The following is a 17,510-nucleotide window of genomic DNA, read 5'->3' as shown; positions in this document are numbered from 1 at the left end:
CACACCCCGCACGACGAGGGGCCGGTCGCGGTGCGACCGGCCCCCTCGTGCGTGTGCGACTACCCGGTCAGCGCGCGCAGGGCCCGCTCCCAGGTCCGGGCCAGGTCCGCGACGACCGCGTCGTCCAGCACGGCGGCCGGGTGGACCAGGTCGGCGTGCACCCGCGGCCCGCCGGGGCCGTCCACGGTCCGGGCGATGACGCTCAGCGGGAACCGCTGGCGCATGTCGGGCTCGACGGCGATGTCGACGGCGTCGTCCTCCTCGGCGAAGCCCCAGTCGCGCGGGGCGCGCCGGTCGAACCGGCCCAGGTAGTTGACCTCGATCTCGGGCAGCGGCAGCGCCGCGAGACCGGCCGCGGTGTCCGGGTTCAGGTGCCGCAGCAGCCCGAACCCGAGGCCGTGGTCGGGCTCGCCGTCGAGGTCGTCGACGAGGCGGGCCAGTACCGCCGCGGCGGCCGCGGCGTCGTCGGGCAGCCCGGCGGGCACGGTGCCGCCGGACCCGCGCGGGTCGACGACGACCGGGCGGATCGCGGTGAACCACCCGACGGTGCGCGACAGGTCCGGCCGCGCGCGCACGGCCTCCTCCTCGCGGCCGTGCGCCTCCACCGCGAGCGCGACGGTGCCCTCGGCGCTCCCGCCGTGGCGGCGGGCGAGGTCGGCGACCGCGATGCCCAGCCCGGCGGCCAGTACCCGGTCCGGGCCCGCGGCGACGACGGCCGCCGACAGCGCCGCCGGCAGCTCCACCGAGAGCACCCGGTTGGTGCCGTGCCGGTCGCGGTCCGGGTCGAACGGGGTGCGCAGCGGCGGCCCCACCCGCGGCCCGTCCAGCGCCGCCCGCCAGCGCCCGGCCTCCGCGACGCGCTCCGGGCGGAGGGCCTCCTCGGCGAGCATCCCGGCCCAGGCGCGGTAGGACACCGGGACCGGGGCCGGGTCGGGCGCACGGCCCCCGGCCTGGGCGGCGACGGCAGCGGCGAGGTCGTCGAGCAGGATCCGCCAGGACACCCAGTCGACGGCGACGTGCGCCACGACCAGCAGCAGCCGTCCCGGGGCGCCGTCGCCGGCGTCGAACCAGACGGCCTGCAGCAGCGAGCCGGTGTCCGGGTCGAGCCGGGCGCGGGCCGCGTGCGCCTCGGCCGCGACCTGCGCGCGCAGGCCGGCCGCGTCGGCGGCGGCCACGACGCGCAGTGCGGGTGCGGGCACCTCGGCGGGGACCTCCAGCGCGCCCCCGGTGCCGCGCCGGGCGCGCAGCATCCCGTGCGTGGCCCCCAGCGCGGACAGCGCGCGGCGCAGCACCGGCCCGGTCAGCCCGGCCGGGGTGCGCACGAGCACGGACTGGTTGTAGCCGGGCGCGTGCGGGTCGACCTCGCGCAGCCAGTCCAGGATCGGGGTGGTCCCGACCGGGCCGACGCCGTCGTCGTGGGCGTGTGCCCGCTCGACCGGGGTCGCGACGGCGGCCAGCGCCGCCACGCTGCGGTGGCGGAACACCTGGCGCGGGGTGAGCGCCAGCCCGGCCGCGCGCGCCGCCGACACCAGCCGGATCGCGATGATCGAGTCGCCGCCGAGGGCGAAGAAGTCGTCCTCGGCGCCGACCCGCTGCACCGCCAGCAGCTCGCCGACCAGCGCGGCGAGCACCTGCTCGGGTCCCGGGGCGGGTGCGCGGCCCGTGCCGCCGACCGGCTCCGGCTCGGGCAGCGCCCGCCGGTCGATCTTGCCGTTCGGGGTGCGGGGCAGCGGCCCGTCCAGCGCGACGAGGTGCGCGGGCACCATGTGCTCGGGCAGCCGCTCGCGCAGGTGCGCGGCCAGGTCGTCGGGCAGGCCGGTCCTGCCGCCTGCGGGCACGACGTAGCCGTCGAGGCGGGTCACCGCGCCGCGCCGGCGCACCACCACCGCCGCCTGGGCGACGCCGGGGTGGCCGGCGAGCACGGCCTCGATCTCCCCCGGCTCGATCCGGTACCCGCGGATCTTGACCTGGTCGTCGGCGCGGCCGAGGAACTCCAGGACCGGCTCGCGCTCGGGCGAGGGCGCGTCGGGGTCCAGGCGCAGCCGCACGCGGTCACCGGTGCGGTACATCCGCTCCCCCGGCGCGCCGAACGGGCACGCCACGAACCGCTCCGCGGTCAGCGGGGTGCGGCCGAGATAGCCGCGGGCGAGCCCGGCGCCGGCCACGTACAGCTCACCGGGCACCCCCGGCGGGACCGGGACGAGCGCGTCGTCGAGGACGTAGGTGCGCACCCCCGGGTCGGGGCGCCCGATCGGCGCCCGGAACGCCGTGCCCGGGCGGGCGTGCCACAGCGTGGAGTTCACGGTGGCCTCGGTCAGCCCATAGGCGACGTGCAGGTCGAGGTGGTCCGACCACCGGTCGATCAGGTCCGGCGGGACGGCCTCGGTGCCGGCCAGCACCGTCGAGCCCGCCGGCAGCGACACCTCCGCGGGCAGCGCGGTGATCAGCGACGGCGGCAGGATCAGGTGGGTCAGGCGGTGCTCGGCGGCGAAGGCCGTCAGCTCGGCCGGGTCCGCGCCGCGCGCCCGCATCCGCTCCGGGGCGACCACGAGCCGCGCGCCGCCGCACAGCGCCATGCAGAGCTCGAAGACGAGCACGTCGAACCCGGGTGCGGAGAACTGCAGCACCCGGGAGTCCGTGGTGAGCCGCATCCGGTCGGTGGCGAGGTCGAGCAGCTCGCCGATCCCGGCGTGCGTGAGCACCGTCCCCTTCGGACGTCCGGTGGAGCCGGAGGTGTAGATGACGTACGCGGCGCCCGCGGGGTCGGCGGGCGGGTCGGCGGGGGCGGGCCCGTCGGTGACCGGGCCGGGGTCGAGCAGGGTGACGCCCTCGACGCCGGGCAGCCGGTCCGCGGCGTCGCCGCCGGTCACGACGAGCCGGGTGCCGGAGTCGGTCAGCAGGTACCGCAGCCGGTCCGCGGGCAGGTTCAGGTCCAGCGGCAGGAACGCGCCGCCCGCGCGCAGCACGGCGAGCACCGCGACCACCATGTCCGCCGACCGCGGCACGGCGACGCCGACCACGGTCTCCGGGCCGACGCCGTGGGCGCGCAGCGTGCGGGCCAGGGACGCGGTCTCCCGGTCCAGCCCGGCGTAGGTCAGGGTCCGGCCGGTGTCGACGACGGCGACCGCCCCGGGCCGCTCGGCGATCCGCGCGGCCACCATCTCCCACATCGTGCGGGCCGGTGGCACTCCTCCGCCGTCGAGGGCGCGGCGCACCCGCTCGGCCTCGCCGGGCCCGCCGACCTCGATCGTGCGGACCGGGCGGTGCGGGTCGGCGCTCACCGCGCGCAGCACGGTGCGCAGCCGCTCCCCCAGCGCGACCACGGTCCGCCGGTCGAACAGCTCGGTGCGGAACAGCAGGCGCACGCCCAGCCCGCCGCCGGGCCGGTCGGCGAACTCGACGACCAGGTCGAACTGGGCGCGCGCCGGCGGCTGCGGCGCGTCCGCGACCGTGACGCCGGGCAGGACCAGGCCGGACTCGCGGGCGGAGCCGGACCCGGCGCGGTGCACCACCATCACCTGGAACAGCGGGGTGGTGTCCGCGCTGCGGTCCGGGTTGACCGCGCGCACCACGGCCTCGAACGGCACGTCGGCGTGCGCGAACGCCTCCAGGTCGCCCGCCCGGACCCGGTCCAGGACCTCGGCGAAGCCCGGGTCCCCGGACAGGTCGGTGCGCAGCACCAGGGTGTTGACGAAGAACCCGACGAGGTCCTCCAGCGCCTGCTCGCCCCGGCCCGCGACGGGCGCGCCGACCGGGATGTCGGTGCCGGCGCCGAGCCGGTGCAGCAGGACCGCGGTCGCCGCGCGGGCCAGCATGAACGTGCTCGCACCGCCGGCGCGGGCGGTGCGGCGCAGCGCCGCGGCGAGCCCGGGCTCCACCGGCACCTCGACGGCGTCGCCGGCCATCGTCGGCGACGGCGGCTCGGGCCGGTCGACCGGCAGGTCCAGGCGTGCGGGCAGCCCGGCGAGGGTGCGCGTCCAGAACGCCAGCTGCCGGGCGGCGGTCGAGCCGGGGTCGGCCGGGTCGCCGAGCAGCTCGCGCTGCCACAGGGTGTGGTCGGCGTACTGCACGGGCAGCGGGGTGAACCGCGGGGCGCGCCCGGCGACGCGGGCCGCGTAGGCCGCCGACAGGTCCCGCAGGAACGGCCGGTCGGACCACTCGTCGGTCGCCACGTGGTGCAGCACCAGCACGAGCACGTGCTCGCCGGTGTCGTGCTCGGTGAGCAGCAGCCCGCGCACCGGCAGCTCGGTACCCAGGTCGAACGGGCGGCGGATCTCGTGTGCGGTCAGTGCGGCGGTGTCGGCGGCGGCCACGGAGCTCCGCCGCAGCGGCACCCGTGCCTGCTCCACCGGGCGCACCACCTGGACCGGGACGCCGTCGCCGTCGTCGACGAGCAGGGTGCGCAGCGACTCGTGGCGCGCGGCGACGTCGTCCAGCGCCGCGGACAGCGCGTCCGCGTCCAGCGCGCCGGCCAGCCGGAACGTGATCGGGAAGTGGTAGGCGCTCGTCCGGCCGGCGTCGGCGTCGAGGCGGTCGAGCACCCACAGCCGGTGCTGCGCCGACGACGCGGGCAGCGGCTGCGGACGCGGGCGCGGCGCGAGCACGGGGCGGGTGCCGCCGTCCCCGGCGGGCGCGGCGGCGAGCCGCGCGGCCAGCCGCGCCGGGGTCGGTGCCTCGAACAGGTCGCGGATCGCGACCTCGGCGCCGAGCACCGTCCGCAGCCGGGCGACGATCCGGGTCGCGAGCAGCGAGTGCCCGCCGAGGTCGAAGAAGTCGTCCTCGGCCCCGACCCCGTCCAGGCCCAGGACCTCGGCGAACACCGCGCACAGGGTCCGCTCGGCCGCGGTCTGCGGTTCCCGCGACGGCGCGGCGCCGGCCCGGGCGTCGGGGACGGGCAGAGCGCGGGTGTCGAGCTTGCCGTTCGCGGTGAGCGGCAGCTCGTCGAGCAGCACGAACGCCGCGGGCACGAGGTGCTCGGGCAGGCTCGCACGCAGGTCCTCGCGCAGCGCGGGCACCAGCTCCGCGGCGTGCCGGGCCGCGGCCGGGTCGTTCGCCTCCGGCGCACCGGCCGGGGCCGGGCGGTGCAGCCCCACCACGGGCCGCCCGGCGTCGGCGGCGGGGACCAGCACGACGTCGAGGACGCCGGGCTCCGGTGCCGGGGTCGGCTCGGCGTGCAGCCCGTGCCGGGCGGCGAGTGCGCGCAGCGCGTCGGGCTCGGGCCCGTCGGCCGGCCCGCCGCGCTCGGTGGCCAGCCGCACGTCCGGGACGCCGGTGACCCGCAGGGCCCCGCCGGCGCCCGCGGCGAGCAGGCGCACCAGGTCGTCCCACCCGGTCCAGGCGTGCTCGCGGTGCGGGTCGGCGCGGTGCACCCGCGCCCCGGGCAGGTGCAGCTCGACGTCGTAGCGGTGGCGGGTCAGCTCGTTGTGCGCGTCGCCGCGCTTGAGCCGGACCGCGACGTCGGCGCCCAGGCGGGCGGCGACGCGGTCGAAGAACGCCGGGGCGAGCAGCAGCTCCTTCTCCAGCGCCAGGGACCGCTCGGCGGCGGCCCCGACGGCGTCCGGGCCGGCATCGGCGCCGAGGCGGGTCCGGGCGATCGCGGTGTGGAAGGCGCGCAGCGTGTCCGGCCGCCGGACGTCGCCGACGACGATCCGCCCGCCGGGGGCGAGCAGCGCGGCGGCGCCGAGCAGCACCCGCTCCAGGTAACCGGCGTCGGGGAAGTACTGCACCACCGAGTTGAGCAGGACGGTGTCGTAGTGCCCGGCGGGCAGCCCGGACAGGTCGTCGGCGGGGCGGGCGTCGAGCTCGACACCGGCGTAGCGCGGGTCGCCGGCCAGCGCCGCACGCAGCGCGAGCACCACCGGCTCGGCCAGGTCGGTGCCGCGGTACTGCTCGCAGTCCGGTGCCAGCGGGCCGAGCAGCAGCCCGGTGCCCACCCCGATCTCCAGCACCCGGCGCGGGTGCAGCGCGCGGACGGTGTCGAGGGTCGCGGCGCGCCACTGCGACATCTCGGCGAACGGGATCGGCTCACCGGTGTAGGAGGAGTCCCAGCCGGCGTAGTCCTCGTCTGTCACCGCGACCGGGATCCGGGAGTACTCCTCGGAGTAGATCGAGCGCCACTCGTCGACCGCACCGGCGGCGGTCGCGGCGCGGGCGCGCGCGTCGGGCGCGGCGGGGACGACGTAGCCGACCAGCCGCAGGGCGCCGCCGTCCGGGCCGGGGACGGGGACGACCGCCGAGCGCGACACCAGCGGGTGCCGGTCGAGGCGGGCGGTCACCTCGCCCGGCTCGACGCGGTGCCCGCGGATCTTGACCTGGTCGTCGGTGCGGCCCAGGAAGTCGAGCACGCCGCCGGTGCCGGGCCGGCGCCGCACGAGGTCACCGGTGCGGTACATGCGCCCGCCCGGGGTCCACGGGTCGGCGACGAAGCGCTCGGCGGTCAGCGCGAACCGGTCCAGGTAGCCGCGGGCCAGGCCGTCGCCGGCGATGTAGAGCTCGCCGGGGACGCCGTCGGGCACCGGGCGCAGCCACCCGTCGAGCACGTGCGCGACGGTGTTGGTGATCGGCCGCCCCACCGCGGGGACGGTGGAGTCGGTGGTGCCGGCGCCGAGGGTGTTGATCGTGTACTCGGTGGGGCCGTAGAGGTTGTAGCCGAGCACGCCGTCGGCGTCGCGCAGGGCCGCCCAGACCGCGTCGGACACGGCCTCGCCGCCGAGCAGCACCAGCGGCATCGGGCGCCGGGCGAGCAGCCCGGTCTCCAGCAGCGCCGCGGCGTAGGTCGGGGTCACGTTGACGACGTCGACGTCGTGGGCGTCGCAGTAGGCCACCAGCCGCTGCGCGTCGCGGCGCAGCTCGGAGTCCGCGACGTGCACCTCGTGGCCCTCGACCAGCCAGAGCAGCTCCTCCCAGCTCATGTCGAACGCGAAGGACACGGTGTGCGCCACGCGCAGCCGGGCACCGGGCCCGCGGCGGGCGCGGACGTCGGCGACGACCGGGTCGAAGATCTCGCGACGGTGGTTGAGCTGCATGTTGGTCAGCCCGCGGTAGGGGGTGACGACACCCTTGGGCCGGCCGGTGGAGCCGGAGGTGTAGATGACGTAGGCGGGCAGGTCCAGGCGTGCGGGGTTGCCGCGGGCGAAGGCGCCGAGCTCGTCGTCGGGGACCGGGCCAGGGTCGAGCGCGGCGCGCCCGGCCGCGACCCGGGGGTCGTCGAGCCGCAGCGTGGGCACACCCGCGGGCGCCACCGACGGCGCGACGGCCGTCGTGGTGAGCACGACGACCGGGCGGGCGTCGCGCAGGGTCTCGCACAGGCGTTCCGCGGGGTGGTCGAGCTCCAGCGGCAGGTACGCGGCCCCGGTGCGCAGCACCGCGAACAGCGCGACGACGCTCTCGGCCGAGCGGGGCAGCGCGAGCGCGACGACGGTCTCCGGTCCCGCGCCGTGGGCGAGCAGGAGCCGCGCGGTGCGGTTGACCGCCGCGTCGAGCTCGGCGTAGGTGAGCCGGACGTCCCCGGCGACGACGGCGAGGTCCCCGCCCGCGACGGCGGCCCGCTGTGCGAGCAGGTCGGCGACGGTGTCGGTGCCCAGCTCGACGCGGCGCCCGGCGCGGTGCGCGGCCACCTCGGCGTGCTCGTCGGCGGTGCGGACGTCCAGCCGGGCCAGCGGGGTCGCGGGCTCGTCGAGCAGGGCGTGCAGGATGCGCTCGACCCGTCCCGCCCAGCGGGCCGCGGCGGCCTCGCCGACGGTGTGGGACAGCGTGAGCCGGAACCGCTCCCCCGGGGTCACGGCCAGGGTCAGCGGGTAGTGGGTGGCGTCGGCGCCGTGCAGGGCGGTGATGCCGTGCCGGGCGCCGAGCTCCGCGACCCGCTCCGCGCCGCCCTCCGGGCGGTAGACGAACAGGGTGTCGAACAGGGTGCGGTGCCCGGACAGCTGCTGGATCTCCCCGAGCCCGACGGTCTCGTGCTCGGTCAGGGCGAGGCGGTCGGCCTGCACCCGGGCGAGCAGCTGCGCCCCGGTCTCCCCCGGCCGCGGCGTGACCCGGGCGGGGACGGTGTTGAGGAACAGCCCGACGACGTTCTCCACGTCCGGGACGGCGGCCGGGCGCCCCGCGACCGAGGTGCCGAACACGACGTCGTCGCGCCCGGTGCCGGCGGCCAGGGCCAGCGCCCAGACCGTCGAGAGCACGGTGTTGGGGGTGACCTGCACGGAGCGGGCGAGCGCGCGCAGCCGCGCCGAGGTGGCCGCGTCGAGGTCGAGGTGGGTCTCGGCGACGGTGCGCGGGCCGCCGGCGGGGCCGGGCGCGACCAGGGTGGGCTCGTCGAGCCCGGCGAGCGCGTCGCGCCAGGCGGCGCGGCCGGGGCCCGGGTCGCGGGCGGCGAGCAGCGCGAGCAGGTCCTCGTAGCCGCCGCCGGGGGCGGGCGGCGGGGACCCGGCGTAGGTGTCGAACAGGCCCTCGAGGAACAGCCACGCCGACCAGCCGTCCCAGATCAGCAGGTGGCGGTGGACGAGGAGCCGGTCGCGCCCGTCGCCGCGCAGCACCGTGATCCGGAACAGCGGCGGCGCGGTCAGGTCGAACGGCGCGGTGCGGTCGGCCGCGGTGAGCCGGTCGCGCTCGGCCGCGGACGCGGTGTGCACCAGCCGCACCGGCACCGCGGTCCGCTCGGCGGCGAGCACGAACTGCACCGGGCCGTCGAGCCCGTCGGCGGTGAACCCGGCACGCAGGGTCGGGTGCAGCCGCAGCATCGTGGCGACCGCGTCGCGCAGCCGGTCGACGTCGATCTCGTGGTCGAGCTCGACGGTCTCCTGCACGGTGTAGACGTCGGCCCCGCCGTCGAGGCCCGCGTGGAAGTACAGGCCCTCCTGCAGCGGCGACAGCGGCCAGACGCGCTCCACGCCGTCGCCGGCGACCTCGCGGACCCGGGCCGCGACGGCCGGGTCGGGCTCGGGCAGCGGCGGGACCGGGGCGGTCGCGGCACCGGCCCGCGCGGCGACGGCGGCCGGGGTGCGCCCGGCGAGCACGTCGCCCGGGCCGACCTCCAGCCCGGCCCGGCGGGCCCGCGACGACACCGCGATCGAGGTGATGGAGTCCCCGCCGAGGGTGAGGAAGTCGTCGTCGGGTCCGACCTGCTCACGGCCCAGGACCTGCGCGAACGCGGCGCAGAGCACCCGCTCGGCCTCGGTGCCGGCCGCACGGGCGGAGCCGCTCGGCGCGGTGCGGGGCGCGGGCAGCGCGGCCCGGTCGAGCTTGCCGTTGGGGGTGACCGGCAGGTCGTCGAGCACGACGACCGCGGACGGCACCAGTGCCTCGGGCAGGGTCGCGGTGAGCGCGTCGCGCAGCGCGGCGCCGTCGAGGACGGAGCCGTCGGCCGCGGCGCCGGGCGCGGTGCCGCCGGGGGCGGGCACGGCGTAGCCGACCAGCGCCGGGGACGGGCCGTCCCGGCGCACGACGACGACCGCGCGGCCGACGCCGTCGAGCGCACCGAGGGCGACCTCGACCTCGCCGAGCTCGATGCGCTGCCCGCGGATCTTCACCTGGCCGTCGGAACGGCCGAGGTAGACCAGCTCGCCGCCGGTGCGGCGCACGACGTCACCGGTGCGGTAGAGCCGCTCCCCCGGCGCACCGAACGGGTCGGCGACGAAGCGGTCCGCGGTGAGCCCGGGCCGGGCGTGGTAGCCGCGGGCGAGCTGGACCCCGCCGAGGTACAGCTCGCCGGGGACGCCGTCGGGGACCGGGCGCAGGCAGGCGTCGAGCACGTGGGTGCGGGTGTTGGCGACCGGGACGCCGATCGGCACGACCGGGCCCGCGCCGGGCTGCACGGTGTGCGCGGTGACGTCGACGGCGGCCTCGGTCGGGCCGTAGAGGTTGTGCAGCGCCACCCCGGTCAGGGCGTGCCAGTCCGCCACCGCGGACGCGGGCAGCGCCTCGCCGGAGCAGAACACCCGGCGCAGCCCGGCCGCCCAGGACGGGTCGGCCGTGACCCGCTCGTCGGCGAGGAAGGCCTCCAGCATCGAGGGCACGAAGTGCAGGGTGGTGACCCGCTCGTCGCGCACGAGGCGGGCCAGGTGGCCGGGGTCGCGGTGCCCGCCGGGCGCGGCGAGCACGACCGCGGCCCCCACCGAGGGAGCCCAGAAGAACTCCCACACCGAGACGTCGAACCCGGCCGGGGTCTTCTGCAGCACCCGGTCGTCGGCGGCCAGCGGGTGGGCGGACTGCATCCAGTCGAGCCGGTTGCCGATGGCGCGGTGGTCGACGACCACGCCCTTCGGGCGCCCGGTCGAGCCGGAGGTGTAGATCAGGTACGCGGCGTCGGCGGGGTCCGGGTACGGCAGCGCGGCGGGCACCGGCCCGTCGGCGAGTGCGGCGACGGCGAGCCGGGTCACCCCGGGCAGCTCGGGCAGCTCCGTTCCCGCGCCGGTGCCGCTGCCGGTGCCGCTGCCGGTGCCGGTGCCGGTGCCGGTGCCGGTGCCGACGAGCACGGTGTCGACGCCGGCGTCGGCGGCGGTGTCGGCGATCCGCTCGGCCGGGTGCTCCGGGTCGAGCGGCAGGTACGCCGCGCCCGCCCGGACCACGCCGAGCAGCGCGACCATCAGCTCCGTGGAGCGCGGCACCGCGACCCCCACGACGGTGCCCGGCCCGGCGCCGCGCCCGCGCAGCGCACCGGCCACGGCCGCGGAGCGGCGGTCCAGCTCGGCCGCGGTCAGGGTCCCGTCCGGTGCGACGACGGCCGTGGCGCCGGGGTCGCGCGCCAGCCCCTCCGCGACCCGCTGGGCCAGTGTGCGGGTGTCGAGCGGGCGCACCGGGCCGTGCACCCCGGTCTCCGGCGCGGCGCGCAGCGGCAGCGACGCCGCGGTCCGCCCCGGCTCGTCGACCAGCGCGGACAGCGTCCGCCCGAACACCTCCAGCAGCAGCGCCGCCGCGTCGTCGCCGACGCGGGCCGTGTCGTGCTTGAGGGTCACACCGGTCTCGCGGCCGGTGCGCACGATCAGCGCCAGGGGGTAGTGCACGGCGTCGCGGACCTCGACGGCCGTGACCAGGCCCGGGCGGGCACCGGCGTAGTTCTCCACGACGACGATCGAGTCGAACAGCTCGCCGCGGCCGCGCTGCAGCTCGGCCAGGCGGACCTGCGGGTGGTCGAGCACCGCGGTGCGGCCGTCCTGCATCCGGTGCAGCGCCGCGGACAGCGGCTCGCCCGGCGCCCAGCGCAGCCGGACCGGGACGGTGTTGACGAACAGCCCGACGGCCCCGTCGATGCCGTCGACGGCGGCGTCGCGGCCGGACACGGTGCTGCCGACGAGCACGTCGCGGCTGCCGGTGAGCGCGCCGGCGGTCAGCGCCCACGCGGTGTGCAGCACCGTCGAGACGGTGACGCCACGGGCCCGGGCGGCCCGCTCCAGCGCGGTGGTCGCGGCGGCGTCGAGGGTCAGGGTGCGCTGCGCGTGCGGGGGCCGGGGGCGGTGCTCCGGCGTGCCGGGCGCGGGCGGGGCCGCCGGGGCGGGCAGCGCGTCGAGGAGCCGGACCGGCTCGGCGCCGGCCAGCTCGGCGTCCCAGACGGCGTGGGCGGCGCCGGCGTCGAGCGCGTCGAGGTGGGCGAACCAGGCGCGCAGCCGCTCCTCGGCCCGGCGGGCCCGCAGGTCGGGGCCGTCGGCGCCGTCGGGGCCGGGAACGGCACCGGCGGTGCGGGCGGCGTAGCCGGCCCCCAGCCCGTCGACGAGCAGGGCGACCGACCAGCCGTCGAGCACGGCGTGCTGGAAGGTGAGCGCGAGCCGGCTGCGGCCGGGCTCGCGCAGCAGGGCCGCCCGCAGCAGCGGCGGGCGCGCGAGGTCGAACGGGCGGGCGCGTTCGGCGTCGAGCAGGGCGGTGGCCTGCGCCGGGCCGGTGGGGGCGTGCTCGGACCAGGGCAGCACGACGTGCGCGGCGACGGCCTGCACGACCCGCCCGTCGGCGCGCTGGGCGAATCCGGCGCGCAGCTGCGGGTGCTCGGCGAGCTGGTCGGCCAGCGCGCCGCGCAGCGCCGCGGCGTCGACGTCGGCGGGCAGGTCGAGGACCTCCTGCACGACGTAGGAGGTGTCGGCCGGGTCGAGTGCGGCGTGGAAGAAGAAGCCCTCCTGCAGCGGGGACACCGGCCCGGTGAGGGTGACGCCGTCGAGGTGGGCCAGTGCGGCGCGGGCGGTGTCGTCGAGCGCCGTCGCGCTCGCGGCGCCGGACGGGCCGGCGGCCGCGCGCGCGGTCGCGAGCGGGGCCAGCTCCTCGACGGTGCGGTGGGTGAACACCTGCCGGGGGGTGACGAGCAGCCCGTGCTCGCGGGCCAGCACGACCAGGCGGATCGAGCTGACCGAGTCGCCGCCGAGGGTGAAGAAGTCGTCGTCGACGCCGATGCCGGGGACCCCGAGGACCTCCGACACCAGCCGGCAGAGCAGCTCCTCGCGCGGGGTGGAGGGCCGGGTGCCGCGCACCTGCGCGGACAGGTCCGGGGCGGGCAGCGCGGCCCGGTCGGTCTTGCCGTTGGCCAGCACCGGGATCGACGGCAGCGCCACGACGGCCGGGATCATCCACTCCGGCAGCCGGTCGCGCAGGTGCTCGCGCAGGGCGCCGAGCAGGGCGTCGACGTCGCGGAAGGGGGCCGGGCGGTGCACGGCGGGCCCGTCGGCCGCGGCGCCGGGCCGGTAGGCCGCTGCGGCGGCGACGCCGGGGCGGGTGAACAGCAGCTCGACGGTCCCGGCCGGCCCCCAGGTGCCGGCGGCCCGGTACCCGAGGGACTCCCCCAGCGCCAGCAGCGGCTCGGGGTCGGCGCCCGCCTCGGGCGCGGGGTCCCCGTCGATGCGGGCCCGGACGGCGCGGTCGTCGGCCGAGCGCAGGTCGGGGACGCCGGTGACGCGCAGCGCGTCCGGGCCCGCGCCGAGCGCGCCGCGCACCGCGTCGGTGAGCGCGCCGGCGTCGCGCCCGGCGCCCTCCCAGCTCAGCGCGACCGCCCCGGGGTCCGCGGCGGGGGCCGCGCCCGGGCGCAGGACGACGTCGTAGCGGTAGCGCGACAGCTCGTCGTGCGCACGGGCCCGCTTGATCCGCACGTCGGCGGCGAACCCGTCGAGCGTGGTGAAGAACTCCGGGCCGCACAGCAGCTCGCCCTCCCAGGCGACGGCGCCGTCGAGGGCGCGGCGCAGCGCGGCGGGCTCCGCGCCGGCGGCGCGGGCCGCGGTGACGCCGGCCCGGAAGGTCCGCAGCAGCCCGGCGTGCCGGACGTCGCCGACGAACACCGCGCCGCCGGGCGCGAGCAGCGCGGCGGCGCGGCGCAGGACGTCGGTCAGGTACTCCGGGCCCGGGAAGTACTGCGCCACGGAGTTGATCACGATGGTGTCGAACGGCCCGCTCAGGCCGTCGAGCTCGTGCGCCGCGGCCGAGGCCAGCTCGACCCGGCCGGCGAGCTCCGGGCGGGTCGCGACCCACCGCGACAGCGCCGCGACGGCCTCGGCGGACACGTCGGTGCCGACGTAGCGGGGGCAGCCGGGGGCCAGCTCGGACAGCAGCAGGCCGTTGCCGACGCCCAGCTCCAGGACCCGGCCGGGGCCCAGCTCCCGGATCCGGGCGACGGTGGCGTCGCGCCAGGCCCGCATGTCCTCGCGCGGGACGGGGGTGCCGTCGTAGGTCGAGTTCCAGCCGGCGAAGCCGCCCTCGTAGCCGGTGGGGTCGCCGTCCTCGGCCGAGGTCGCGGCGTAGAGCAGCTCGTGCACCTCGCGCCAGTCCGCGACGCGCTCGTCCGCGTCGCCCGGGGCGGTCGTGGTGGCCGGCACCACCCAGGCGGCCAGGCGCCTCTCGCCCGGCGCCGTCTCGTGCACCCCGACCACGGCCTCGGCGACGTGCGGGTGCGCGCGCAGCACCGACTCGACCTCGCCGGGCTCGATCCGGTAGCCGCGGACCTTGAGCTGGTCGTCGACGCGGCCGAGGAACTCCAGCTCGCCGCGGTCGTCGACCCGCACGAGGTCGCCGGTGCGGTAGAGGCGCCCGCCGGGCGGGCCGAACGGGTCGGCCACGAAGCGCTCGGCGGTCAGGCCCGGCCGGTTCAGGTAGCCGCGGGCCAGGCCGGGCCCGCCGAGGTAGAGCTCGCCCTGCTCGCCGTCGGCGACGGGGGCGAGGTCGGGGCCCAGCACGTGGGCGTCGGTCATCGGGTCGGCGATTCCGATCGGCACGACGGGACCGGTGCGGGCCGGGTCGCACAGCCCCAGCGTGGAGTTGACGGTGACCTCGGTCGGGCCGTACGCGTTGAACATCCGCCGGCCGCGGCCCCACCGCGCCACCAGCTCCGGGGAGACCCGTTCGGTGCCCGCGAGCAGCGTTGCCGGGGGCAGTGTGACGTCCGGGCCGAGCGCGGCGAGCAGCGCCGGCGGCAGCACCATGACCGTGACGGCGTGCTCGTGGGCGTACCCGGCCAGCTCGGGCACCGGCAGCCGCAGCTCCGAGGGCACCACCACCAGGCAGCCCCCCGACAGCAGCGCCATGCACAGCTCCCAGAACGCCACGTCGAAGCCGGTGGAGGCGAACCCGAGGATCCGGTCGGACGCGCCAACGCCGAGCCGCTCGGTCTGGGTCGCGACGAGCTGCGCGACGCCGCTGTGGGTCAGCACGACCCCCTTGGGCCGGCCCGTCGAACCGGAGGTGTGGATGACGTAGGCGACGCCGTGCACGTCCAGGTCCGGCACGGGCGCGACCGGCGCGGCGGCGACCGCGGCCCGGTCCGCGGCGTCGTCGAGCAGGACGGTGGGCACGCCGTCGGGCAGCGGGAGCTGCGCCGCGACCGCGCGGCCGGACAGCACGACCGCGGGCCGCGCGTCCTGCAGCACCAGCGCCGTGCGCGCCGCCGGCTGGTCGGGGTCGACCGGCAGGTACGCCGCGCCCGCACGCAGGATCGCCACCTGCGCGACGACCAGGTCCACGCCGCGCTCGACCGCCAGCGCGACCAGCCGCTCCGGCCCGGCACCGCGGGCGCGCAGCACCGACGCGAGACGCCCGGCGCGCTCGTCGAGCTCGGCGTAGGTGAGCTGCTCGTCGCGGCAGCGCACGGCGACGGCGTCCGGTGCCGCGGCGACCTGCCGGGCGAACAGCGCCGGCCAGGTGGCGGGCGTGCCGTGCGGCACCCGGCCGGGACGCGGGTCGGAGGGGGTCGGCAGCGTGCGGGTCACGGGAGGGGGCTCCTGGAGGTGCGGGTCGGCGTCGGGGCGCGGGCGGCGGTCGGGTCAGCCCGCGGCGCGGGCGCGCAGGCTGCGCGGGCGCAGGTCGGTCCAGTGCGTCTCGACGTGCTCGAGGCACTCCGCCCGCGCGGCCGGCCCGTGCTCGACCGTCCAGCCGGCCGGGACCTCGGCGAAGCTCGGCCACAGCGAGTACTGGCCCTCGTCGTTGACCAGCGCGTAGAAGGTGCCGTCGGCGTCGTCGAAGGGGTTGGTGGACATGGCTCTCCCTGGGTGCGTGGGTGCGGTGGGGACGGGCGGGCTCAGACCGCGGCCGGCGCGGGCGCGCTCGGCACCGGCGCGCCGGTCAGCGAGGCGACGATCTCGCCGGAGCGCACGGCGATGTTGGACAGCAGGGTCGAGGTGATGCCGTGCGTGTGCTCGGTCGGGCCCTGCAGGTAGAAGCCGGCCCGCACGGGCGTGCCGTCGGCGAGCGCGGTCGTGGCGAGCCGGTAGTCGCGGTGCACGTCGAGGCGGCCGCGGGCGTCGCGGGTGCAGGCGTCGCCGAGGCCGCCGGCGAGCAGCCACAGCGGGTCCGCCGCCCGGTAGCCGGTCGCGTAGACGACCGCGTCGGCGGTGATGACCTCGCGCGAGCCGTCGATCAGCGACTCGACCGCGAGCTCCACCCGGTCGCCGACGTCGACGACGTCGGCCACCCGGGACACGTTGCGGAACCGCAGCCGCTCGGTGCCGGCCACCCGCTCGTGGTAGTGCGTGCGGTAGAGGCCCTCGATCAGCTCGGGGTCGACGACGGAGTAGTTCGTGTTCGCGTGGTAGCCGAGGATCCGGTCCTTGACCTCGTCGGGGGCGGTGTAGAAGTCGTCGACCGCGGCCGGGTCGAAGATCCGGTTGGCGAAGGAGGTGTCGTCGGCCGGGCTGTAGCCGTAGCGGGCGAACACCGCGTGCACCTCGGCGGAGGGGAACGTCCGGTGCAGGTGCTCGACGGTCTCCGCGGCGCTCTGCCCGGCCCCGACCACGGCGAAGCGCGCGGGCTCGGTGCCGGCCAGCTCGCGGGTGCGGAACAGCAGGTCGCGGTTGTGCCAGATCCGCCCGCCGGTGCTGATGCCGCGGGGCAGGACCGGGGTCATGCCGCAGGCCAGGACGACGTTGCGGGCACGCAGCCGCTCGACCCGCCCGCCGGTCCGCACGACGACGTCGACCAGCTCCACGCCGTCGTCGCCGCGGACCGGGGTGATCTCGGTGACCTCGCACCCGTAGTCGACGGTGACGGGCGAGCCGCCGGACGCGCTGATCTCCCCCACCCGCGCGGCGGCCCACTCCAGGTAGTCGTGGAACTCGCGCCGGGTCGGGAACGCCGACCCGTAGTTGATGAAGTCGGCGAGCCGGTCGCGGTCGTGCAGGTAGGACAGGAAGGAGAACCCGCTCGTCGGGTTCCGCAGCGTGACCAGGTCCTTCAGGTAGGAGACCTGCATCGTGGCGTCCTCGAGGAGCATCCCCCGGTGCCACCCGAAGCGCTCCTGCCGCTCGACGAAGCGGGCGCGCAGCCGCTGCTCGGCCGGTACGGCGGCGTCGTGCTCCAGCAGGGCGATCGCGATGCCGAGGTTCGACGGCCCGAACCCGACCCCCACGACGTCGAGAACCTCCGGGGAGGGGTGGGGGTGCGCGTTCGCGGGAGTCGCCATCACGGTCCTTTCGTTGCTTGGGCACGCCTCAGATAAGGCGAGGCTAACTGCACCATGCACGGCGGCGTCCCGCCTAGGGGGTGATCGTCGGACCCGGACGGATCAGCCCCGTCGACGCAGGTCACGCCGGTGACGTGAGCCATGTGTCACCCGAACGGGGGAAGGGTCAGCCGGCCGGTCGGACCACCTCGCGGCGGTATCGCGTTCCGGCGGTGGTCGTCGTCAGAAGTGGCGAGGGAGCCCCGGGCGGGGCGGGGAGCCGCGACCGGGCGCACCGGGGACCGGTCGCCGGGACACGCGCCGGCCCACGCCCCCGGGCGGCGGACGCGCAGGAGCGGAGGGCGGCGGAGCGGGCCGCCGGGGGAGGGAGGAGGGCCGCGGGGGCGGCGGGAAGAGCGGTACGGTCGCGTGCGGGACACCGACACCGCGGGGCGCCCGGCCCCGCGGCACCGTCGCGTGTCACCAGTCCCAGTTGCGCACGGCGATCTCCCCTCGACCGATGTGCCCGTACCCGTCGACGACGGCACCGCTGCGCTTCGTGAGCGCACCGCACAGCGTCGTGCCGCACGATCGAGTGATGGTCGCCGCCAGGGTAAGCGACGATCGACGCTGAGTCACCACTTAACGCAAGTTTGAGGCGTTCGGCGTATCTCCC

The 17,510-nt window shown here is 78.0% G+C and carries 3 protein-coding genes; all 3 read right to left on the bottom strand.

Annotated elements, in window-relative coordinates; genetic code table 11:
• Positions 1-59: 59 nt before the first annotated feature.
• The 3 genes from WJX68_RS01355 to WJX68_RS01345 are packed head-to-tail and all read right to left on the bottom strand — an operon-like array spanning position 60 to position 16,855.
• Entirely contained in the window at positions 60-15,167 is a 15,108-nt protein-coding gene (locus WJX68_RS01355) for an amino acid adenylation domain-containing protein (RefSeq protein WP_340285625.1), read from the bottom strand.
• Positions 15,168-15,221: 54 nt separating this feature from the next.
• Positions 15,222-15,434 carry an MbtH family protein gene (locus tag WJX68_RS01350; RefSeq protein ID WP_340285624.1) on the bottom strand — a complete coding sequence of 71 codons (213 nt, stop codon included), beginning with the start codon at positions 15,432-15,434 and terminating at the stop codon, positions 15,222-15,224.
• Between the two features lie 41 nt (positions 15,435-15,475).
• Positions 15,476-16,855 (bottom strand): lysine N(6)-hydroxylase/L-ornithine N(5)-oxygenase family protein, encoded by a 1,380-nt coding sequence (locus WJX68_RS01345; RefSeq protein ID WP_340285622.1) that lies wholly within the window; start codon positions 16,853-16,855, stop codon positions 15,476-15,478.
• Positions 16,856-17,510: the final 655 nt, after the last annotated feature.

It is taken from the genome of Pseudonocardia spirodelae, assembly GCF_037727765.1.
GTDB lineage: Bacteria > Actinomycetota > Actinomycetes > Mycobacteriales > Pseudonocardiaceae > Pseudonocardia > Pseudonocardia spirodelae.
The sequence above is the reverse complement of the archived record's forward strand: the minus strand, read 5'-3'. Positions and strand labels throughout refer to the sequence as shown.